The organism is Flavobacterium sp. 38 (assembly GCF_057799715.1).
The window spans coordinates 224,638-247,920 of the sequence record NZ_JBYNWZ010000006.1; the positions used below are offsets into that span (position 1 = coordinate 224,638).

Here is a 23,283-nt window from a genome sequence, read left to right on the forward strand (position 1 = left end):
AGATTGCCATAATTCGTAGCAAATAAACTATTTAGCCGTAATACGATCTACAATCATAGTGGCATGGATTCTAGAATTTTCGATAAACCATTTATGCGTCTGCATGCCGCCGCAAACGACACCGGCAAGAAATAAACCTTCAACATTGGTTTCCATAGTTTCAGGATTATAAACTGGAATTTTTAATTCATCTTCAGAAAGCTGAATTCCAATGTTTTCAAGAAAATTCAAATCTGGTTTATAGCCAGTCAAAGCTAAAACAAAATCATTTTCGATTGTAATTTTACCGTTTGGGGTCTGAATTTCTACTTCATTTTCTCGAATTTCAGTAATATTCGATTCAAAATAAGCTTTAATGCTTCCTTCAGCAATTCTATTTTCGATATCTGGTTTTACCCAGTATTTTACACGGCTGTTAATTTCATTTTTACGAATCACCATTGTTACTTCTGCTCCTTTTCTCCAACATTCTAAAGCTGCATCTACAGAAGAATTATTGGCTCCCACAACCAAAACTTTTCTAAAAGCATACTCGTGAGCTTCTTTGTAATAATGGCGAACTTTTGGAAGATTTTCGCCTAAAACATTCATTTCAATCGGAATATCATAAAAGCCCGTGGCAATAACGACATTCTTAGATTCGTAATTTTGTTTATCAGTTTTGATTTTGAAAATTCTATTATTCTTCTGAACATCAAGAACTTTTTCAAACAGATTAATATTGAATTTAAAATAACGATGGATATTTCGATAATATTCCAAAGCTTCCTGACGTCCAGGTTTTGGTGCCAAACAGTTAAACGGAATTTCGCCTATTTCTAATCTTTCTGCGGTAGAAAAAAAGGTCATATATAATGGATAGTTAAAAATACTATTAACGATCGCTCCTTTTTCTATAATCAAATAGTTTAATTTTTTCTTTTCGGCTTCTATTGCACAGGCAAGGCCAATTGGTCCGCCACCTACAATAATAAGGTCATATTTAGATTCTGTCATTTTATTTTTGCCAGTCTTTATAAGGATTTTTGCTTAAATAAGCATTGTAATATCTTTCATCGTTCGTTACTTCTTCGCCAAGCCAATCCGGTTTTTCAAAGACTTCATCTTCAGAATTTAATTCTATTTCAGCCATTACCAAACCTTCGTTTTCACCGTAAAATTCATCAACTTCAATTACATGATTTCCAGATTTCACTTCGTAACGCGTTTTTTCAATTTTGCCTTTTTCGCATAATTTTAAAAGTTCTTGCGCTTCATCAAGCGGAATTTCATTTTCCCACTCAAAACGGGACATACCGCCGCTATGGCTTATTCCTTTTATAGTTAAATAGCCTTTATGCCCTTTGATTCTGACTCTAACCGTACGCTCAGGTGCAGAACTCAAATATCCTTGAGCGATCTTGTTTTGAGTAAATGCCAGATTCTTGAATTCTTCTGATTTTACCAAAAATTTTCTTTCAATTTCGACCATTTTTTCTTTCTTTATTTGAAATTTACTGCAAGTTAGTCAATTTAGCGATTTAAAAGTTTATCATAATTTAAATCTATTTGCTAGCTAAAGTGTTAATTTAAAAAGTAATCCTAATCTTACTTTTTAAAATGATATGAAAATAATAAATTTTCAATAATCTGATTATTAAATAATTAGCTTTTCTTTTTTTTGCTAAATTTGATGGAATTAAAACCTAAATTATGTCTAAAAAAACACTCTATCTATTAGGCATTGCAATAACCATTATTTTAGGCACCTTTTTGTACCAAAAATTCTGCTGCAACTGCTGCGAAAAAACAGTAACGGATGATACTCCAAAAACAGTTTCTACTACTGTCGAAGAGCCTGATGTTCCGTTTGTATTAAATGGTCAAGGTATTGAATATCGTACCAGCGATAATTTGAAATTCCTTAAAAACAGCGCTAAACTTATAGTGCCTGTAAGTGATTCTGTAACAACTGGAATCGAAAAGCTAAAAGCCTTTTTAGCGTCGAATCCGAAACAGAAAATAACCATAACTGGTTATGCAACATCTGACGAAACCAATTCTACTTCTTTTGAAAATCTAGGTCTTGCTAGGGCAAATGACGTTATGAATTATTTTGTATCGAATGGCTTGGCTGAAAATCAATTTACGACAAAAGGCGAAATAATAGATAAGTGGAAAATGAGTGCAGATACACTAATCGGGCCAGCAGATTATGCCTTCGAAACCATAGATTCCACTTCGACGACAACTGATGAATGGAGCTCGCTAAAAGAGAAAATAAATGCTGATCCGTTAATTCTGCACTTTAATACTAATCAGTCACGCCAAACATTAAGTGACGCCGATAAAAAGAAAGTTGCTGATATTGCTAAATATGCTGAGCATGTAAAAGACGCCACTGTTGTGGCTGTGGGGCATTCAGATAATGTTGGAAATCGGGATTCTAATATCGTTTTGGCGCAAAAAAGAGCTGAGTTTTCTAAAAATTATCTCTCTAAAAACGGAATTAGTGCAGAAAGAATTGAGACCATGTCTAAAGGTCCAGATGAACCTATTGGAGATAATCAAACTGAAGAGGGTAAAGCTTCTAACAGAAGAACTGTCATTACAATTAAATAATTAATTTCAAAACATATAATCATGAATATACCTTGTATTTTAATACCAATACTAGTGGGGCTAATCTGTGGAATTTTAGGCTACTTACTAGGGAAAATGAACTCAAAAAATGATGATTCACTAACAGCTTCACTTCAAGCAGATTTGGATGCCTGCAGAGCTAACACTAAAAACTTAAATGCTAGAATTGCTACTTTAGAAGCAGATCTTGCTGCAAAAGTTAATGCATCAGCTCAATCTTTTGCGTCTACAGCCGCTCCTGTTTTTCTTTTTGACAGTGAATTGGCTACAAGTGCGCTAGGAAGAAAAATAAAAGAAAATGATTTAAAAATAGTAGAAGGAATCGGACCAAAAATAGAAGCTTTGTTTAATGAAGCTGGAATTAAAACATGGTATGAGCTTTCCGAGGCTTCTACAGAAAAATTGCAATCTATTTTAGATGCTGGAGGTGAAAATTATGCCATCCATAATCCTAGTACTTGGGCGAGACAAGCGTTAATGGCTTATCAAGGAAAATGGAAAGAATTAAAAGATTGGCAAGAAAGTCTTTTAGGAGGGAAAGAGTGATTTTTTTTAAGCTTCTAAGATGCTAAGGTTCTGAGATGCTAAGAAAGATACAAAGTGGCAAAGATGCAGAGTTTTTATATTCTAGATCTTTGTTTCTTCAACCTCGTTAGCTTCTAAGCTCCTGAGATACTAAGTTTCTAAGACTGATACAAAGTGGCAAAGTGACAAAGGTGCAGAGTTTTTATATTCTAAATCTTTGTTTCTTTGCCACTTTGTTACTTTGTTACTTTGTCACTTTCAAAAGAAAGATTTCCAATCTTTTGAAGCATTATACCAAAGCTGGCCTTTTTTTACTTCAAGAGGACAATCTATATTATTCGTATATAATGCTCCTGTTCCTAAACCTTGTGGCATATCCGAATTTAAGGTAAATGTCCACTGTGCAATAGCATTTAGTCCGATATTGCTTTCTAATGCTGAAGTAATCCACCAGCCAATATTATATTTTTCTGCTAATGTGATCCATTCTTGCGTACCGCGGAAACCACCAATAAAACTTGGTTTTAATATGATGTATTGCGGTTTAATGTCTTGCAACAGTTGCTCTTTTTCTTCTAACGAAAATACGCCAATAAGTTCTTCATCTAAAGCAATCGGAAATGGAGTTTGTCTGCATAATTCTGCCATTTCAACCACTTGACCTTTTTTTATTGGCTGTTCTATACTATGAAGTTGAAATTGTTTTAATTGATTTAATTTATCTAAAGCTTCTGTTGAAGAAAAAGCCCCATTCGCATCAACTCTGATTTCTATTTCTTCTGGCGAAAAATGGCTTCTTATAAATTGCAACAGTTCTAATTCTTTAGCAAAATCAATCGCTCCAATTTTAAGTTTTATGCAGTTAAAACCATCAGCCAATTTCTCTTCTATTTGCTCCTTCATAAAAGCTGCTTCTCCCATCCAAACTAAACCATTAATGGCAATTGAACTTGAATTTCGGGTAAAATCAGACGGAAACAAAACATAGGGATTCTCACTTTTTAGTGATAGAAAAGCCATTTCTATTCCGAATTGTATGGATGGAAATTCTAAAAAGGCATTCCAAAGTGCTGTTTCTCCTAAATGAATGTTATCGCAAGCCCATTTTAGTTTTTCTTCATAATCTGGACGATCATCTGCGCTTAAGCCACGTAATATTCCGCACTCGCCTATTCCTTTTTTTCCATTTTCTTCGAGAATTATAAACCAGGTTTCTTTTTCGGTCATAATTCCTCTAGAAGTTCCAGAAGGGCGTTTGAATTCTAGTAAATATTTTTGATAAGATGCGATCATTTTTTTGAAGGAGCTAAGCTACTAAGGTTCTGAGGTGCTAAGTTTTAGATAGATTATTAAAGCACTTGTATCTGAGAAATTTAATTATATAATTTTAAGATTTTTTCAAAATCTTTTGATGGTAAACCAGCTTTTTCAAAAACCTGAAAATCAAGTTTTGTTTTAGCAATCCAGCTTAAACTGTCTGTTACATTTTGAGTTTGGTATTTTTTATAGATGGCTTTGGCTGCACTATAATTGTCACTAACTAAATATGTATGAGCCAGATTTAATTTTACTAATAATTCTGTATCATCTATTTTTTCGCCTTCTTGAAGCACTTTTAAGGCTTTTGCATATTGTTTGGTAAGTATGTAGCAATATCCTAACGAACTGTAATCTAGAGCTGTTGCTTTGCCTTCGTTTACAATCGTATTCAATTTCGGAATTGCTTCGTTGTATTTTTGAGTTTTAATTAAAGATGCGGCTTGCGTTCTTAAATCGTTAAATACATTTTTAGAAATGTCTGCGTCTTTGTAACAGCTGTTTCCGAAGTCTTTATACACTTTTGTTTTTTCTACAGCCAATAATTTTTGAAACTCATCATAGCGATATTGTTTCATGATTTTATTCAAAATACAAACGCAGAAATCATCTGAATTGGCCATTTTTTGTGCCATTGTAGAAGTTTTGCACAAACTGATAATTTCGTTTTTATTGTCTTGGTTCCATCCTCGGTTTAATTTTGTATCTACCCAAGGCACGACTTCCAAAACTACTTTCTGACTCAATAGCCAGTTTTTACTCTCGAAACCAAACCAAATAGTACTAATGTTTTCTTTTAAACAGGAAGATTTATTGACAGACAAACGTTTAGCATCTTTACTGACTGGTTCTGCCTGAGAATAACACGCTTTGTCAATTTTACCATCTGCAACGTATTTTTTAGCATTTTCATTTGATGTAAAAATCGAATACGTACATTCATCATCACCAGAGATTTTAGACATCAGGAAAACAGCTCCTGCAGAACCTTGGCTTACCCCCGTCGGGTCTGGAATCGCTTTTAATAAAGAGACCAGACTATTGGCCATTTCTTGATTTTTATCTAAAAGTGTAATTCGATATACAATTTCTGTAGTTCCAACGGGTAAATCTTCTGTTGGTATAGAAATTCTATCGCGGGCAGGAACCATAATTTCTTTGGTTGTCGCTCGCTCTTTGTCCCAATAGCCTTCTTTTTGAGCAAAGGCATTAAAGGAAACTGTAATAAGTAAGGATAAAATTATTTTGAAAGTTACATTTCGTGATGATGCTTTAAGTGCCACGGATCTTACAGATTAAAATGATTTTTACTTTTAAAACTCAAAATTCAATTAACATAGATTATGCCAAATAACTTTCTTATGAAATCGAGTGCCCTAGCCCCGATAGAGGCAGTATCTCCCGATTAACAAAAACTACGGCTAAAAAGCCTTGTTTTTCTAAATCGGGAGTATAGTCCTTCGACTCCGCTCAGGATGACAATTTAGACTTATCTTAGAATAAATATTATAGTTCTATAGATTCTCCGATTGGTAAAAGCATCAAATCTTTTCCTTTATCGAAAAATTTACGGATTGCATCTTCGTGATTAATCTCGATATAACCGAAAGTATCGTAATGGTATCCTAGCACTTTGTCGCATTCTACAAAGTCAGAAGCGATAATGGCATCTTCAACATCCATTGTGAAGTTGTTTCCGATTGGAAGAATTACTAAATCTAATTTTGTACGAAGTGGAATCAGCTTCATATCAAACGTCAATGCTGTATCTCCGGCAATGTAGATGTTTTTATGCTCGCCCTCAATAACAAAACCTCCAGGGTTTCCTCCGTACGAGCCATCAGGAAAACTGCTTGAGTGAATTGCGTTTACATATTTTACATTTCCGAAATCAAATTTCCAGCTTCCGCCATGATTCATCGGGTGAGAATTGAATCCTTTTTTCGCGTAATAACTCGCAATTTCAGCATTAGAAACAATAACTGCATTTGTATTTTTAGCAATCGCTTCAACATCCAAAACGTGGTCACCGTGCGCATGCGTTAATAAAATGTAATCTGCTTTTAATCTTTCAAGGCTGATCGCTGCAGCTAGCGGATTTCCTGTAATAAATGGATCTACAATAATATTTTTTCCTCCTACTTCAATAGCTAATGAAGCATGTCCGTAATATGTAATTTTCATTTTGTCAACTTTTATGTTAAACGTTTGTTTTTATCTTCCTCCTAAAAAGAGGTTTACAATAATGTCTGAAATTAGCGAAATCATACATACTGTAAGCAATATAGAAAGCAAGAATGTGCTTAATGCCAGTTTTTTCAATTCTGGATCTAATAATTTAGGATCTTGATTTTGGTAAACTGTGATTAAATGTTTTGTCAATGGAATATAAGCCAATAAAAACAAGTATTGGTCAAAGTTGTAATCGCTTAAAATAGCAAATACTACTACCGAAACCATTGCTGTAATAATTAGGAAAAAGTGATAGTTTTTAGCTTTTTGAGCTCCAATCTGTACTACAATTGTATTTTTTCCAGATTTTCTATCCGATTCCTGATCACGCATATTGTTTAGGTTTAAAACCCCAACGCTCAATAATCCGATTGCAACAGCTGGAAGAATTAAAAGCGGATCAACTTCTTTTGCATATAAAAAGTTAACGCCCAACGTACTTACTAATCCGAAGAAAACGAAGACGAATAAATCTCCAAAGCCTCTATATCCGTAAGCAGAATTACCAACGGTGTAACGAATTGCTGAAACAATAGCTGCAATTCCTAGCAATAAGAAAAAAATAGAATACCCGAAATTGTCTTTTCCGAAGGCAAAATAAATTAATATAATGGCAGACAATAAAGTCAATAATGAAGTAATAATGATCGCTTTTTTCATTGCTTGTGGTGTAATAACTCCACTTTGAATAGCGCGCTGCGGCCCCACTCGATCTGCATTATCAGTACCTTTTACTCCATCGCCATAATCGTTTGCAAAATTGGATAAAACCTGTAATCCTAATGTTGTCAATAAGGCAAAACCAAAAACCTTCCAGCTAAATACTTCAGTCGGCGTATTGATGGTTTCTGTTGGATTTGACAAAGCATAAATACTTCCAACTATAATTCCGGAAACTGATAAAGGTAAGGTGCGCAGTCTTGCGGCTTCAATCCAATGTTTCATTCTTGTTTATTATTTTAGATTTTAGAATTTAAATTTTAGATTCTTCTGATTAAAGATTAGATTCGGAAAATCTAAAATCTTAAATCTGAACTCTAAAATATTTAAGGAAGCCACTTATTTTCACCGAAGTTTGGTTTTCTTTTTTCTAAGAAAGCATTTCTTCCTTCTTTTGCTTCTTCGGTCATATAAGCTAAACGAGTTGCTTCTCCTGCAAAAACTTGCTGTCCGACCATTCCGTCGTCAGTTAAATTCATGGCAAATTTCAGCATTTTTATAGAAGTTGGCGATTTTTGAAGAATTTCCTGTGCCCACTCGTAAGCAGTAGCTTCTAATTCGTCATGCGGAATTACAGCATTTACCATTCCCATTTCAAAAGCTTCTTGTGCAGAATAATTTCTACCTAAAAAGAAAATTTCACGCGCTTTTTTCTGTCCTACCATTTTAGCCAAATATGCCGAACCGTAACCACCGTCAAAGCTTGTTACGTCTGCATCTGTCTGTTTAAAAATAGCGTGTTCTTTACTGGCAAGCGTCATATCGCAAACTACGTGCAAACTATGTCCGCCACCTACAGCCCAGCCTGGAACAACTGCAATAACCACTTTAGGCATAAAACGAATTAAACGCTGTACTTCTAAAATATTCAAACGGTGCTGTCCGTCGTCACCAACATATCCTTGATGTCCGCGTGCATTTTGATCTCCACCGCTGCAGAAAGAATAAACCCCGTCTTTTGTAGAAGGACCTTCAGCAGAAAGTAAAACCACTCCAATTGAAGTGTCTTCTTGTGCATCGTAAAAAGCTTGGTATAATTCTGAAGTAGTTTTAGGACGGAATGCATTTCTAACATTTGGTCTATTAAAAGCTATTCTCGCTACTCCATTGCATTTTTTGTAAGTTATATCTTCAAATTCTCTGGCTGTAATCCAATCCATTTTGATTTTTTTGTTTAAAATAATTATACGGTAAAAATAAAGCATTTTTACTACTTTACCTACTTAATCTGCCTTAAGTCTTTACTAATTTGGCCTGCAATGTTAACAATTGGTATTTACTTACAAAAAATAACATTTTTTAACATTAGTTTAGAAAAATAATATTTAATTTTACACCCTAGAAATCAATGAGATACAAAACATTTCAAAGATTTCAGATTGATTTTCTTTCACTGATTTATTAACCTAAAAAATGATTTTTTTGAGAAAATTTAAAAAATTTGTCGCTCATTTTTTTAGGGTTTTAAGTAACAAACCTCAATTAAAAGAACAAATGATTTATGTGTTTGTCGAAACTTCAAAAAGAAAAAAGTAACACCTAAGGTTAAATGTTAGAATTGTTATATAATTAGTATAGGAATGATAACGAAAAAGAGGAAAAAGTACTAATTCACACTTTCTAAAAGTTATTTATAAACCAATGGATGAGCCGTGAAATTATTTTTTTGCTTTTAAGATAGGTGCATCAATTGTTTAAAAGACATACCATCAATGGGATAATTTCTAAAATTTATAAAGCTATTGTTCTGAGATGGATTCGAATTATTTTATTTCTGTTTTTTTTTAATTACAATTTTTTTTAAAACTGAATAAAAAGCGAAAGGCTGCTCGTAATGGGCAGCCTTTTGTGTTATAATGATTTTGCTAACGCAAAATAAATTTCAAATTTTAAAATCCAAATTCCAATTGTTACTTTTAGAATTGGAATTTGGAATTTTTTTATTGGAATTTTATTCCTTTACCAGATAAATTCCGTCTTCTTTTATTTCGATTAGTTTTTCTTTGTATAAAGAGCCAATCGCTTTTTTGAATGACTTTTTACTCATTTTCAAAACGGTTTTAATATCCTCAGGATGAGAATCATCGTTTAAACGAAGGAAGCCTCTGCTGGCTCTTAATTCGCTTAAAATTTTCTCAGCATTTGGTTCAATGCTTTCAAAACCTTGAGCCTGAAGTGCTACATCAATTTTATTGTCAGGACGAATGGTTTTAATGTAACCGCGCATTCTGTCGCCAGTTCTTATGGCATCGTCATAAACTTCATCTTTATATAAAAGTCCTTTGTGCTGCTCGTTTATGATAACATTAATTCCCATGTCGGTAATATGAGAAACAATTAAATCCACTTCTTCGCCTTTTTCAACCGTTAGATTATCGTTGCTCAAAAACTGATTGGTTTTACTTGAAGCCACTAAACGATTTGTTTGTTTATCTAAGTACAAATAAACCAAGTAACGTTTTCCTTTTTCCATCGGACGCGCCTGTTCTTTGAACGGAACCAAAATGTCTTTTTCCATTCCCCAATCCATAAAAGCGCCCACATTATTGATGTAATTCACTCGTAAAAGAGCAAATTCATTCAATAAAATATACGGAACCAAAGTGGTTGCAACTGGTCGTTGTTCGTGATCTAAGTAAACAAAAACGATTAATTCTTCGCCAATTTCAAATACTTTTGGAACGTATTTGTTTGGAAGTAAAACATCGTGAATTCCATCAGGATCATTTTCAGGATCTCCTAAAAACAAACCAACTTTGGTATCACGTAATATAATTAGAGTATTGTATTTTCCTATTTCTAGCATCTTAATATTTTTCTAAGCAGTATAACCGCTAAGTTTTTAAGGTGCAAAGGTACGAAGTTTGGCGTGGCACAAAGAAATTAATTGTAACAAAACGCCATTTATTCTTAATAAATTAGAAAATCCCTTTATGCATAAGCGCCATAAAGGGATTTTGAGTGAATTTTATTATTTGAAAATGCTTTCTTTTTTAAAGTGCACCGTAAGTAAATAGTATACTACTGCTCTATATTTGTGCTTGTTAGATTTTCCATATTTTTCCATAACAGCATCAATTCCTTTGTCTAAATCTGGACCATTTGTTAAGCCTAACTTCTTGATCAAAAAGTTGTTTTTTACTGTATCTAACTCCGATTGCTGTGAAGAAGCTACCGTAGAGGCATCGTCATTATAAATTGAAGGACCGCAAGCAATTGTAACTTTAGTTAATAAATCTGCATCAGCTGTAATTCCGCATTTCTCTTTTAAATCGGCAGTGTACTTTTTAATTAAATCTTCTCTTGTGCTCATAACTATAAAATTAATTTGGTGAATAATCCCCAAAGTTATGAGTAAAGCAGTTTTAAAACAATAATTTTAACAAATATTTTCTTTCAATTAAATTAAGTGTTTAAAATACTTTTTTAGAATAAGATCATTGGCTAATGTTGGCGTAAAAACTTCTAAAATACATGGTGCATCATTAGAATTATATAATGATTTTATGCCATTTTCTAAAGTTTGAATGTCTTGTGCCGTATAATAATTCAATCCGTACATTTTTGCCAAATGTTCAGCTGTCAGTTGATGCGATGTTTCGAAATAAGTATTGAAAACCGGTTTCTCCTCATGTCCTGGAAGAATTCTAAAGATTCCTCCTCCTCCATTATTAATCAAAACAATTTTGAAGTTTTTAGGAATGTACGAATTCCATAAAGCATTACTGTCGTATAAAAAACTAATGTCTCCCGTAACAAAAATAGTCTGTTTTTCGCTTCCTAACGCTGCTCCAATCGCTGTAGAAGTGCTTCCGTCAATTCCGCTTGTTCCTCGATTACAGAAAACTTCAATAGAATTGTCTATGTCAATTAATTGTGCGTAACGAATGGCAGAACTGTTGCTAATTTGAAGCATGCTATTTTTTGGCAACGATTCAATTACTTTTTCGAAAACTTTAAAATCTGAAAATTCTATTTTATTTAAATATTCTTTTCTTCTTTCTAGTCTTGTCTTATAAATCGAATCAATGTTTTTGAAATAATTACTTTTTACAAAAGTAGTTTTTGAAAGCAAATCTTTGAAGAAATCATTTGGCTGCATTTCAAAATGTTTTGTCAGCGCTCCAAATGTATCGTAAGCGCGTAAAGTATCTATATGCCAATGGTGTTTTGGCTTGTATTTTCGTAGAAAACCTTTTATTCTCTTTGACACCACCATTCCGCCAAAAGTTATTAAAACTTCTGGATTAAATTCTTTAAAATCAGAATCATCAAACGGAGTAATTAAAGTATCAATTGAATTAATAAAACTTTCGTGATGAAGGTTTGAGGTCGTTTCTGTAAGTACGACAACTGACGGATCTGAAGCTAAATTTTCGATAATTTCTTTATCAATAGTATTGGCTTCATTTACTCCAACTAAAATCAGTTTTCTTTTTGCAGTATTCCAAACAGAGATAATTTCATCGCTGTTTTCTATGTTTTGTGAACTGTTTTCAGGTTTTAAAACCGTGATTTTTGGCTTTACAGAAAGCTCTTCTGTAGTTTCATAAAGAGGTTCTTCAAATGGAGCGTTAATATGAACTGGTCCTTTTTTTAGAATTGCCGTTTCGATAGCCAAGTTAATCTTCAAATCGTTTTCTTCTGAGGCCTCTTCGGTTAAATTGGCATTAAAAACAGAATGATTGGCAAAAACATTTTCCTGACGAATTGTTTGTCCATCACCGATATCAATTTTACTCTGCGGACGATCTGCAGAAATCACAATCAATGGAATTTGGCTGTAGAACGCTTCTGCTAAAGCGGGATAATAATTTAATAAGGCTGATCCAGAAGTACAGACTATAGCAGTTGGCTGTTTGGTCTGTTGCGCAATTCCCAAAGCAAAAAAAGCGGCACATCGCTCGTCTGCAATACTGTAACAGGTAAAATTTGGGTTTTGAGCAAATCCGATCGTTAACGGTGCGTTTCTAGATCCTGGAGAAATTATAATATTAAAAATGCCTTTGGCAGATAAAATTTCGATAATGCTTTGTGCAAGCGCTATTTTGGGGTAAATCATTACGGTCGTGTATTACTTTTTTCAAAGAAAATCTTCTATCTGATTATTCTTTATCTTGCTTACAAAGTTACAAACTTCGCACTTGATTTATAGTATAATTAGGAATATATTAAGGCTCTTTACCGAAAAAGGGAATATATTTGTAAAATCGAATAATTACTAAAAGTCCGACTTGATATGCGTTTTTTTATTTTACTTTTTTTAGCTGTTACTTTTCAAACGATAACTTCTCAGAATCAATTTGTTCCTGTTGATGTTCCGTACAAAACGGCTTTAGAAAATGCAAAAAAAGAAGGAAAACCACTTTTTGTAATGCTTTATGCCGATTGGTGTCCGCATTGTAATTTAATGAAAACAGATGTTTTAAAAGATGCTGCTGTTCTTGATTTTCTGAACAAAAATTTCGTCTGCACTTATAAAAACATTGAAAAAGAAGAAGGAATTGCTTTAAAAGATAAATTCAATACCAAATCGCTTCCGACTTTTTTATTTATAGACCATAATGAAACGCTGATTTATGCTTTAAAAGGTGAAATGAAAAAAGCTGAATTTTTAAATGAATTGAATAATGCTTTGAATCCGAAAATGCAGTTGCCATATTTAGAAAAGCAATTTTTGGCAGATCCGAGCAATTCTGATAAATTCTTTGTTTATCTGAATACTTTAAAAAAAGGAAAAGACAGAACGGAATTATCGATACCAACACATATTTATTTAAATACGCAATCTGACAAACAATTGGTTAGCGAATTAAACTGGAGAGTTATTGCGAATGGAGTAACTGACATTAAATCTAGGGAATTTCAATATGTTTTAAATCATCAGAAAGAATTTGCTGCTGTTGCTTCTCAAAACCGCGTCGACCGCAAAATTGAAAGCATTGTAAACGAACTGCTTCGCCCTCTGGTTGATAATTTAGACACGGTAAACTATTATAAACAAAGAGAAGTTGCCAAATCAATTCGATTGCAAAAAACGGATTCTTTGGTTTTTAAATACGATCTGACATTAGCCGAAAGAACCGAAAAGTGGAATTTTTATAAAAAAGTAACGCTTGAAGACACGGAAAAATTGGTTTGGAATGATGCCAGTTTCTTAAAAGATATCGGAAACACTTATTTTAAACATATTAAAGACACCGAAAGCTTGAAAAAAGCTATTTCTTGGGTAGACCGTTCTTTAGAATTAAGCGATTCTTATGATGGAAATCTGTTGGAAGCCAAGCTTTATAACAAAATAAAAAATAAAAAGAAAGCTTTGGAATATGTCAAAAATGCCAAGGACATAGCCAAAGAAATGGACTGGAATTCTAAAGAAGCAGATACTCTATTAGCCGAACTAAATACCAAATAAACCGTAATAATTACCAATGAGCATTATTTTAAGACCTGCAATAGCAAACGATTTGCAAAAAATTCTAGAAATTGTAAACCATTCTATTTTACATACAACTGCAAATTACAGTTACGAAACGCAAACTTTAGAAGTTCAGACCAAATGGTTTGAAGATAAAAGAGCTAAAAATCTTCCTGTAATTGTAGCCGATCTGGATGGCGAAGTAGTTGGTTTTGGGAGTTATGGGCAATTTAGAGAAAAAATAGGCTATCAATATACGGTAGAACATTCTGTATATGTAGTAGATAACATTATAGGTAAAGGAATTGGTTCTAAACTTTTAACAGAATTAATTCGCTTAGCCAAAGAACAAGGCTATCACGTTATGATTGGTGCAATCGACGCGGATAATGCTGGAAGCATTGCTTTTCATGAAAAATTCGGTTTTGTTGCTACAGGAAGGATTCGTGAAGTTGGCTACAAATTTGATCATTGGCTGGATTTGGTTTTTATGCAGCTTATTCTATAATAATTAAACATTACAATTTTGTCAGGCTGAGCGGAGTCGAAGCCACGTTTGCTGAATCACTTTGCGGGGCTTCGACTCCGCTCAGCCTGACATAAAAAAATCCGTAAATCTTAAAAATTTTAGATTTACGGATTTTTTATCAATTTATGTTTTCTTAGCTTTTAATCCAGTTGATTACTTCTGGTTCAGTAACTAAAGTTTTTGGTTTAATAACTTTAACCAATTCTCCTTTTTCGTTGATTAGGTATTTTTGAAAGTTCCATTCTACTTCAGAATCCTGCAATCCGTTTCTTGATTTTTCTGTTAAGAATTTATAAACGTCACACATATCGCTTCCTTTAACTGAAACTTTATTCATCATCGGAAAAGTCACGCCATAATTCTGCTGGCAAAAAGTTTCGATTTCTTTAGCTGTTCCAGGTTCTTGTGAAGCAAAATTATTGGCAGGAAAACCTACAATTACAAATCCTTTGTCTTTGTATTCTTTATAAACAGCTTCTAAATCTTTGTATTGAGGCGTCAATCCGCATTTTGATGCTGTATTGACAATCATAATTTTTTTCCCTTTTAGCGAAGCAAAATCAAAAGTGTCTCCTGATAGGTCTTCAACTTTAAACTGATAAATGGTTTCTTTTGTCATGGTTTTATCTGTTTTAGATAATTTAGTTGTACTCGTTTGAGCATTAGTCTGAGTGCTTAATAAAGCGGCTCCAAATAGTATAAAAAGTATTTTTTTCATCTTGTAATTTTTTATAAAATTAGGCAAAAATCATTTTCTACAAATTTAATTTTTGCTAATCAAAAGTTAAATAAAAAATGAAGCCTAACGTTAATCAGACGTTAGGCTTCCCCCCATACAAACAAATCAAACCATGAATTAATTATTATGCTATCTTTTATAAAATATAGTTGATGACTCGGTTATTTTCGAAAATTTCTTTCCCCCAATATGCTAAACGTGTTCAAAAAATATTTAAATGGCTTGTATGATGTAAATTAAAATCCTAAAATTATTCGAGAAACATATTAAAAAAATCTTCTGTTTTGGAAGTCCGAGTACATCAACTATTCAATATCTTTTTATTTTATCAAATCCTAATTCTTAACCGCTACACTAGTTGCGCTGCCTAATAAAGTCTTTTTTACAAAATCTTTTTTAGCACAAACACTCAAAGTCAAAACTGTTGTTAATCCAACTATTAATATTCTGACTATTATTTTGCTATCCATACGTCTTTAATAATATTATAACAACAGCTTTTTTACTGACTTATATAAGATCTTTCTCATCTTATTAAATACATTTACGTAATCGGATTGTTTTTGGTTTTAAAAAAAGTGAGAAAAAATGCGTTTTTTTTCTGAAGCCCTTATTTTCTTAGGGTTTGGACTATTAAAAAAAATACAAAAATCAAAGAAAAATAAATTAACTTTATAAACAGGTTAGCATATAACGGCTTAACTTTTAATGTTTAAACTTAAAAATCCAAATCTATGAGTCAAGAAGAACTGCTAGTTTTAATTTACAAAAAGGACGAAAAAGCTTTTACGCACTTGTACGATATGTACTCAAAGAGCTTATTTTCTGTCATTCATGTCCTAATCAAGAATCGCGAAGAGGCAGAAGATGTGCTTCAGGATGTTTTTGTCAAAATCTGGAAAAACATCGATTCTTATAACGAGAGTAAAGGACGGTTTTACACTTGGATCCTTAATATCGCTAGAAACACCTCTATCGATAAACTTCGTTCTAAAGACTATAATAACACACAAAAAAACCTTTCATCAGATAATTTCGTAAATCTCTTAGACGAGAGCAATAAATTGAGCCACAAACTTGATGCAATAGGAATTCAGGAATTTGTAAAAAAACTGAAACCAAAATGTATCGAAATAATCAATTTGTTATTCTTTAAAGGATATACCCAGCAAGAAGCTTCAGAAGAATTGGCAATGCCACTGGGGACTATCAAAACTCAAAACAGAAACTGTATTAACGATTTACGTAATTATTTGAAGATATAATGGAAGCACAAGAATATATAGAATCAGGAATTTTAGAGCTGTACGTTTATGGCCTATTAAGTGAAAAAGAAAATCTGGAGATTGCTGAACTGGCAAAAAAAGCGCCAGAAGTAGATCAGGAAATTATTTCGATCGAAAAAGCCATAATTGCACTTTCTTCTAGCTTCTCTCCTTTTCACTCTGTTGAAAATTTTGAGAAGATTAAAGCGCGTCTGGAACTGAAACATGGAAAAGTAGTCGAAATGAAGCCAGCTTCAAACTGGTCTCAGTACGTGGGCTGGGCAGCGGCAGTGCTTTTACTTTTAGGTTTAGGCTACCAAACTTTAGAATTGACAAAAAGCAAAGAAGAAATCTCTACTGTTGGAAATGAGAAAAACAAAATCCAGCGAGAATTTGCTTATTTGAGCCAGCAGAATAAAGAAACGGAGAAAAACTTAGGAATTGTAAGAGACATCAAAAATACGGGTGTAACTCTTGGCGGTCAGGCAGTTTCTCCTACTTCGTTTGCAAAAGTATATTGGAATCAGCAAACCAAAACAACTTATATTGACGCGGCTGGTCTACCTACACCTCCAAAAGGAATGGTGTATCAGGTGTGGTCTTTAAAATTAAGTCCGGTTTTGACGCCGACAAGTATTGGCTTATTGGATAATTTTGAAGGAAATTCACAAAAAATCTTTGCTGTTAGCCAAACAGATTCAGCAGAAGCATTTGGAATTACTTTAGAGCCAGCTGGCGGAAGTCCTACTCCAACAATGGAACAGCTTTACACTTTAGGGAAAGTCTAAAAATCAATAATTTAAAACTCTTAAAACGCATGTTAATTTATTCGATATGCGTTTTTTTATTATTTTAGGGTTACTAATTTTCCAAAACCAACTATAATCATGAATGGAACTTTACTTCTAAGAATTGCTGTAGCTATTATTCTGCTTACGCATTCTGTTTTCGGAATCTTCAATAACGGAATAAATGATTTTGGAAATCTCTATCTCAATAAAGTAGGATTCGCTCCTTTCGGACTTTATATAGCTTGGCTAATTAAAATTTCACATATAATTGCGGCTATTCTTTTATTGCTTAATAAATATGTCAAACTCGCGGGATTTGTCACGATTTTTATTTTGATAATGGGAATTGTAATGGTTCATTTTCAAGAAGGATGGTTTGTAGTTGGCGGAGGAAGAAATGGCTGCGAATACAATTTTCTTTTAATCTGCGTTCTTTTGGCTATAATGTATCCTTCTGGTTTTTCTAAAAAAATAAATTCATAAGATTGATGGCAACAATTTGTAAAAACTGTAATACTACTTTTACTGGCAAATTTTGTAACAACTGCGGACAGACTGCAGATACACACAAAATAAATTTTCACTTTTTGTGGCATGATATACAACATGGCTTGCTGCATTTTGATGAAGGAATACCTTATTCTCTGAGGCAACTGTTTACGAGACCTGGGCATTCTATCCGTGAATTTATTGAAGGAAAAAGAGTCCGCCATTTCAAACCTTTATCTCTAGTTGTTGTTTTAGCGACTCTTTATGGATTTTTATTTCACTACTTTCATCTTAATTATCTAAACACTAGTTCTGATAATTCTTTTGATTATGAAAGTATGAATGATTGGGTTCTCACTCATTTTTCTTGGACAACAGTTCTCACAATTCCTCTTTATACTGTAGGAACTTATATTGCTTTTAAAAACCAGGGCTATAATTTTGTCGAACTTTTTGTATTGAATACGTTTAAAGCATCACAAAGATTATTTGTTCAGATTTTGACATTTCCCGTGGCGCTTTATTTATATAAATTAGGACACTCAAATTGGTTTCAGACCATCACTTATTTAATTGGATTAGTACTTATATTTTGGACTAATATTCAGTTTTTCAACAAAATGCCAAAAGCAAAAGCCTTTATTTTATCAATAGTCAGTCATCTGATCTTTTTAATCGCATTTGTAATTCTTGTATCTATTATTTTTTTAATAAGCAGAATTTTTGCATAAAAAAAGGGATTCAAAATAGACTGAATCCCTTTTTGTTTATGATAATTCTGGATTATCTATTTTTTAACCTTTTTGGTTTTATAGTATTTTCTATATTTAGGATATGTTACAGCTCCAATTATCGTAATAGTAACTAAACAGTAGTAGATCCAGTTTAAAGAATGCGCTTCTCCGCTTGCATACGAGTGTAGACCTACTAAGTGGAAATTTACTCCATAATAAGTAAACAAGATAGAAACAAAAGCATACATAGTCATTAAGTTGAAGAACCATTTTCCTCTTAAAGCAGGAACAAAACGAGCGTGAATTACAAACGCATAAACCATAATCGAAATTAAAGCCCAAGTTTCTTTTGGATCCCAACCCCAGTAACGTCCCCAACTTTCGTTTGCCCACTGTCCTCCAAGGAAGTTCCCAATAGTAAGCATGATAAGACCAATTGTAACTGCCATTTCGTTAATGTAACTTACTTCTTTGATATGCAAGTCCATTTTAGCTTTGTTTTTATCATTCGTAAAGAAAATCAATACTAAAGCAACAAAACCTAAAATCATTCCTAAAGCAGTCGGACCATAACTTGCTACGATTACCGCTACGTGAATCATTAACCAATAAGAATTCAAAACAGGCTGTAAGTTTGCAATTTCTGGATCGACCCAATTTAGATTTGAAGCAAAGAAAATCATAGAGGTTACAAAGGCAGCTGAAGCAACCGTTAATTTTGATTTTCTATGGAAAGCCAAGCCAAAGAACATGGTTGACCAAGCTACATAAACTATAGACTCATAAGCATTACTCCATGGTGCGTGGCCAGAAATATACCAACGTGCAATTAAAGCAACGGTATGCAATGCAAATATTACTCCTATTAATATATGGAAACCATTTACAGTTATGCGTAAGAACTTTTTATCAAAGAAAATACTGAATAATGTAAAAATCAGCATTAAAATTCCTGCCATAGAATACCAATAAGTCATCTTTGGTAAAACATCATACGTATTGTAAGCAATCTCAAGATCAATTTTTCGTTCGCTTGGACGCACTTTAGCTCCAAATTTCTTTTGGAATCCATTTATACTTTCTACTAATTGATCTGCTGTATCCCAATTTTTAGAAATTGAAGCGTTATTTAATGCGCTAAAATATAAAGGGAGAATTTGTTTCACATAAGTAGAATCCATTCCTTTAAAACCAGCATTATCACGTTCCAGATAAGAAGCCCATTTATTATTTGAATCATTTGGAATAGGGAAAATTTTCAAAATCCTTCCGCTCAATGCAGATTCCATTATATTTACTTTTTTGTCTGTTTCAATAAAGTCTTTCTCAAACTGATTTGGATTTGCCGCTTTGTAAGCTGCATCTAAATAAGGAGACAGTTTATAATTTCCTTGTTCATCAAAGAATTTTACAAATGGCGCATATTTATCTTTTGAATCAATTCCAATGATTTTACGGATACTGTCGTTTCCTGATTTTATATAAATTATTGGAACTTGAATCCAAACCTGACCGTATTGCGTCATCGATAAAAATACCTGATCAGAGTTCATTCCGTTGTACTTATCATTATGACTTACTTTACGAAGCAGTTCAGATGAAAACGTATTAATCGGCTTCATTCTTCCTCCAGCATCCTGAATAATTAAACGTCCAAATTTTGCTGCGTGTGCTTCTGGCGCTTTATAAATATTCAATAACGAATCTAATTGTTTTTTACTTGGTGGAGCTGTAACGTGATTCGCATGATCGTTTGGATCTGCACTATGATTATGTTCGTGTTCGTGAACATGTCCCGGCGTATGAACGTGTGGTGCTTCCTGAGCAAAACCATTTAAACCAATAAATAAAACTAAGATGGTTATTAGTTTTTCTTTTTTCTTTTGAATGTTTTCTAATTTCTTTTTCAAATCTCCAAAACGAGAATGTTTAGTAAACATAATTGCCATTAAACCAATGTATAATAGAAAGTAACCAAAATAAGTGATATTCGTTCCCCAGAAATCGTGATTTACTGATAAAACAGTTCCTTTTTCGTCTGGGTCAAATGAAGATTGGAAGAAACGATACCCTTGATAATCTAAAACGTGATTCATAAAAATATCAGCATCAAAAGTTTCTGTAGAATCTTGAACTGTTACTTTACTTTTATATGAAGAATAACTTTTCTCTGTACCAGGGTATTTTTCAGCAATAAAGTCATTCAAACGAATTTTAAATGGTAAAACATAAGCTTTACTTCCGTAGAATAAAGAATATTCGATATTGCCAATTTTTACTGTTTTAGCTTCTCCAACCTGCCCTTTAGAGCCCATAAGCATTACTTCTTTTTCTTGTCCTTCAGCTTTTACTTTTACTACTAAAGCATCAGAATGAGATTTTGCTTTAAAATCATTATTAGATTCATAATCTACTTTTCCTTTCATTGGAGGCTCTGGAAATACAATTCTGATATCTCCAATGCTGTATAAAGAACGCATCATTAAAGGCTGTACATTATCTTTTGTAACTTTCCCTTTAAACTGATCTGCCATTCGCATAAACTCCCCTTCAAAAGGAGTCTGAATTGTATATTCTTTACCTGTTGTATTGATATTAATTGCTCCGTCAGTCTGCTTGTTTAAAGCAAATAAAACATTGTGAATATTTTGAACTTCGCCTTCTTTTAGGTAGTGTTCTTCTCTTCCACCTGCTCCAGCTTCAACCAATTTAATGTATAAAGCGCCATTTGGATCTGGTTTAACCACTTCTTTCGCTCCCATGATGTAATTAGAATACGAAACTTCAAAAGGAGTCTGGTCAAATTTTCCTGAAATGCTGAAATTATTATTGGTAACAGGAGAAAGTAAAAGGCTTTTTTCAAAAACTCTTCTTCTTGGCTGACCTTTATATTCGCCATCAGCAAAAATGGTTAGAAAGGTTTTATCTGAATAAACTTGGTTTTCAGCCGCTCCTTCGCGAATTGGCATCATTCCTTCATAACTGATATAACGTGTAATGAAAGCTCCTACGATGATAAAAACAAAGGCAAGGTGAAGTAAAAGTGTTGCCCATTTTTCTTTTTTATGCAGTTGGTATTTTTTGATGTTTCCGAAGAAATTGATCATAAAGATGGCCATAATTGCCTCAAACCACCAAGTATTGTAAATTAGTATTCTGGCTGTATCGGTGTTGTATTTACTTTCGATAAAAGTTCCAACACCCATTGCAATTGCAAATGTTAAAAAAAGAACGGCCATTAATCGTGTAGAAAACAAAAAAGAGAATATTTTTTTATCCATTTCTTAGGAATTACATTGTATAAAAGTGCGACAAAAGTACTTAAAAATGTTGATTAGCAGGCTTCGGCTTTTGTTAATAAAAACCAAAAATAAAGACTATTTTTCAAACAATTTGATAATATAGAAAGTTTTAACTTACAAATTAAATGCATTTTTTCTGAATAGTTGCTTTTACTAGGAAAGTGTTAGAATTCTAACAAAACTTAATAGGCAATAAAAACTTGAAAAAAGCATTATCCCTATTTCATTAGCCCTTCGCATTAAAAAAAATAATACTAATTTTGCTCTCATGATTCAGATAACAATAATCGGTTCCGGCAACGTTGCGCAGCATTTGATAAAGGCATTTTCTGCCAGCAAAATTGTTGAAATTAAACAGGTTTTTTCGCGAAAGCGAGAAGGTTTACTTCATTTAATTGATTCTGAAAAGATTGTGAATAATCTAGAGGATTTAGAACCCGCTGATCTGCATATTATTTCGGTTTCAGATAATGCTATTACAGAAGTTTCAGAACAGCTTCCTTTCAACAATCAGTTGGTTGTGCATACTTCGGGCACATCTTCTATAGCACTTTTAGATCCTAAAAATCGTAGGGGTGTTTTTTATCCGCTCCAGACATTTTCTAAGAATAAAACATTAGATTACTCTATAATTCCGTTCTGTCTCGAAGCAGAAAACACAGCCGATTTTAAACTTTTAGAAACCATAGCAAAAAGTGTTTCTACAGCAGTTTATCCTATAAGTTCAGAACAGCGTAAAGCGCTTCATGTCGCTGCAGTTTTTGTGAGCAATTTTACGAATCATTTATACCAAATGGGACAGGAAATTTGTGAAGAAAATCAAGTTCCGTTTGCTGTTTTAAGACCTTTAATTCAGGAAACTGCAGATAAAATCAATACGCTTGATCCAATCGACGCACAAACTGGTCCAGCCGTCCGCCACGATTCTATTACTACCGATGCGCATGTGGCTTTTTTACATGACGAAAACAAAAAAAATATCTATAAAATCTTAACACAATCTATACAGCATAATGGCAAAAAGTTATAAAGAAATAATGAATGACATCACAACGTTTGTTTTTGATGTAGACGGCGTACTTACAGACAGTTCAGTTTTTGTAACCAATGAAGGCGAAATGTTAAGAACAATGAATATTCGCGACGGTTACGCTCTAAAAGCAGCAATTGAAAGCGGTTACAAAGTTTGTATTATTTCTGGCGGAAGCAATGAAGGCGTTCGTATTCGTCTTAATAATCTTGGGGTTAAAGATGTTTACTTAGGAACTCCTGATAAAGTAAAAACGTTTACGGCTTACTGTGAAAGTATTAATGTAAAACCTGAAAATGTATTGTATATGGGAGATGACATTCCAGATTTTCATGTTATGAAACTAGTAGGTCTTCCAACTTGCCCGCAAGATGCAAGTCCAGAAATTAAAAATATCTGCCGTTATATTTCGCATGTAAAAGGCGGACGCGGCGCCGTGAGAGACGTAATCGAACAAGTAATGAAAGTGCAGGGAAAATGGATGGATTACTTTAACGGAAAACACGATTAAACAATTTTAGATTTCTGATTTTAGATTAAAGAAAACTCAGAACCTTAGCCCCTTAGCAA

General features: G+C 33.2%; 22 protein-coding genes. 10 read left to right on the top strand and 12 right to left on the bottom strand.

Annotated features, from left to right (window positions below):
* Positions 1-27 precede the first annotated feature (27 nt).
* On the bottom strand, positions 28-996 hold the full coding sequence (locus AC3E9W_RS16435) for a YpdA family putative bacillithiol disulfide reductase (protein WP_488769177.1): 969 nt from the start codon (positions 994-996) through the stop codon (positions 28-30).
* Position 997: 1 nt separating this feature from the next.
* Complete coding sequence (locus AC3E9W_RS16440) at positions 998-1,471, bottom strand: CYTH domain-containing protein (RefSeq protein ID WP_456892753.1); 474 nt, start codon at positions 1,469-1,471, stop codon at positions 998-1,000.
* 221 nt (positions 1,472-1,692) lie between these two features.
* On the opposite strand from AC3E9W_RS16440, the gene AC3E9W_RS16445 reads away from it, so the two are divergent.
* Together AC3E9W_RS16445 and AC3E9W_RS16450 are read left to right on the top strand one after the other, a co-directional pair.
* Positions 1,693-2,601, top strand: coding sequence for an OmpA family protein (locus tag AC3E9W_RS16445; RefSeq protein WP_488769179.1), 909 nt, complete (start codon positions 1,693-1,695; stop codon positions 2,599-2,601).
* A gap of 21 nt (positions 2,602-2,622) precedes the next feature.
* Positions 2,623-3,168 (top strand): hypothetical protein, encoded by a 546-nt coding sequence (locus AC3E9W_RS16450; RefSeq protein ID WP_488769180.1) that lies wholly within the window; start codon positions 2,623-2,625, stop codon positions 3,166-3,168.
* A gap of 237 nt (positions 3,169-3,405) precedes the next feature.
* Here the strand turns inward: AC3E9W_RS16450 and AC3E9W_RS16455 are convergent, their stop codons facing one another.
* From AC3E9W_RS16455 to menD, 8 genes are all read right to left on the bottom strand, one after another.
* On the bottom strand, positions 3,406-4,440 hold the full coding sequence (locus AC3E9W_RS16455; RefSeq protein ID WP_488769181.1) for an o-succinylbenzoate synthase: 1,035 nt from the start codon (positions 4,438-4,440) through the stop codon (positions 3,406-3,408).
* A gap of 80 nt (positions 4,441-4,520) precedes the next feature.
* The gene (locus AC3E9W_RS16460) at positions 4,521-5,747 is read right to left on the bottom strand and encodes a tetratricopeptide repeat protein (protein ID WP_488769182.1); all 1,227 of its coding nucleotides are present in this window, start codon (positions 5,745-5,747) and stop codon (positions 4,521-4,523) included.
* Positions 5,748-5,970: 223 nt separating this feature from the next.
* Positions 5,971-6,648, bottom strand: coding sequence for a metal-dependent hydrolase (locus AC3E9W_RS16465; protein ID WP_488769183.1), 678 nt, complete (start codon positions 6,646-6,648; stop codon positions 5,971-5,973).
* A 30-nt stretch (positions 6,649-6,678) separates the two neighbouring features.
* Entirely contained in the window at positions 6,679-7,641 is a 963-nt protein-coding gene (gene menA, locus AC3E9W_RS16470) for a 1,4-dihydroxy-2-naphthoate octaprenyltransferase (protein ID WP_488769184.1), read from the bottom strand.
* A gap of 101 nt (positions 7,642-7,742) precedes the next feature.
* Complete coding sequence (locus tag AC3E9W_RS16475; RefSeq protein WP_012024845.1) at positions 7,743-8,576, bottom strand: 1,4-dihydroxy-2-naphthoyl-CoA synthase; 834 nt, start codon at positions 8,574-8,576, stop codon at positions 7,743-7,745.
* 791 nt (positions 8,577-9,367) lie between these two features.
* Positions 9,368-10,222: a CvfB family protein gene (locus tag AC3E9W_RS16480; protein WP_488769185.1), complete on the bottom strand. Its 855-nt coding sequence runs from the start codon at positions 10,220-10,222 to the stop codon at positions 9,368-9,370.
* Between the two features lie 165 nt (positions 10,223-10,387).
* On the bottom strand, positions 10,388-10,729 hold the full coding sequence (locus AC3E9W_RS16485; protein ID WP_456892736.1) for a DUF2853 family protein: 342 nt from the start codon (positions 10,727-10,729) through the stop codon (positions 10,388-10,390).
* Between the two features lie 87 nt (positions 10,730-10,816).
* Entirely contained in the window at positions 10,817-12,478 is a 1,662-nt protein-coding gene (gene menD, locus AC3E9W_RS16490; protein ID WP_488769186.1) for a 2-succinyl-5-enolpyruvyl-6-hydroxy-3-cyclohexene-1-carboxylic-acid synthase, read from the bottom strand.
* 177 nt (positions 12,479-12,655) lie between these two features.
* Here menD and AC3E9W_RS16495 point away from each other — a divergent pair, with 177 nt between their 5' ends.
* A complete protein-coding gene (locus tag AC3E9W_RS16495) occupies positions 12,656-13,831 on the top strand; it encodes a thioredoxin family protein (RefSeq protein WP_488769187.1) in 1,176 nt (391 codons plus the stop codon).
* A 16-nt stretch (positions 13,832-13,847) separates the two neighbouring features.
* On the top strand, positions 13,848-14,342 hold the full coding sequence (locus AC3E9W_RS16500) for a GNAT family N-acetyltransferase (protein WP_488769188.1): 495 nt from the start codon (positions 13,848-13,850) through the stop codon (positions 14,340-14,342).
* Between the two features lie 154 nt (positions 14,343-14,496).
* Here the strand turns inward: AC3E9W_RS16500 and AC3E9W_RS16505 are convergent, their stop codons facing one another.
* Complete coding sequence (locus AC3E9W_RS16505; RefSeq protein ID WP_306154942.1) at positions 14,497-15,081, bottom strand: glutathione peroxidase; 585 nt, start codon at positions 15,079-15,081, stop codon at positions 14,497-14,499.
* Between the two features lie 755 nt (positions 15,082-15,836).
* On the opposite strand from AC3E9W_RS16505, the gene AC3E9W_RS16510 reads away from it, so the two are divergent.
* From AC3E9W_RS16510 to AC3E9W_RS16525, 4 genes are all read left to right on the top strand, one after another.
* The gene (locus tag AC3E9W_RS16510) at positions 15,837-16,367 is read left to right on the top strand and encodes an RNA polymerase sigma factor (RefSeq protein ID WP_306154941.1); all 531 of its coding nucleotides are present in this window, start codon (positions 15,837-15,839) and stop codon (positions 16,365-16,367) included.
* Positions 16,367-17,155 (top strand): anti-sigma factor, encoded by a 789-nt coding sequence (locus tag AC3E9W_RS16515; RefSeq protein ID WP_306154939.1) that lies wholly within the window; start codon positions 16,367-16,369, stop codon positions 17,153-17,155. The genes AC3E9W_RS16510 and AC3E9W_RS16515 overlap by 1 nt, the downstream gene beginning before the upstream one ends.
* A 99-nt stretch (positions 17,156-17,254) precedes the next feature.
* Positions 17,255-17,641 carry a DoxX family protein gene (locus AC3E9W_RS16520; protein WP_488769189.1) on the top strand — a complete coding sequence of 129 codons (387 nt, stop codon included), beginning with the start codon at positions 17,255-17,257 and terminating at the stop codon, positions 17,639-17,641.
* A gap of 5 nt (positions 17,642-17,646) precedes the next feature.
* A complete protein-coding gene (locus AC3E9W_RS16525) occupies positions 17,647-18,378 on the top strand; it encodes a DUF3667 domain-containing protein (protein ID WP_488769190.1) in 732 nt (243 codons plus the stop codon).
* A gap of 56 nt (positions 18,379-18,434) precedes the next feature.
* Here AC3E9W_RS16525 and AC3E9W_RS16530 read toward each other — a convergent pair whose 3' ends face one another.
* Positions 18,435-21,662, bottom strand: coding sequence for a cytochrome c biogenesis protein (locus AC3E9W_RS16530; RefSeq protein ID WP_488769191.1), 3,228 nt, complete (start codon positions 21,660-21,662; stop codon positions 18,435-18,437).
* 289 nt (positions 21,663-21,951) lie between these two features.
* On the opposite strand from AC3E9W_RS16530, the gene AC3E9W_RS16535 reads away from it, so the two are divergent.
* Complete coding sequence (locus tag AC3E9W_RS16535) at positions 21,952-22,713, top strand: Rossmann-like and DUF2520 domain-containing protein (protein WP_488769193.1); 762 nt, start codon at positions 21,952-21,954, stop codon at positions 22,711-22,713.
* Complete coding sequence (locus AC3E9W_RS16540) at positions 22,697-23,224, top strand: KdsC family phosphatase (protein ID WP_488769195.1); 528 nt, start codon at positions 22,697-22,699, stop codon at positions 23,222-23,224. Before AC3E9W_RS16535 ends, AC3E9W_RS16540 begins: the two co-directional genes overlap by 17 nt.
* The last annotated feature ends 59 nt before the right edge of the window (positions 23,225-23,283 follow it).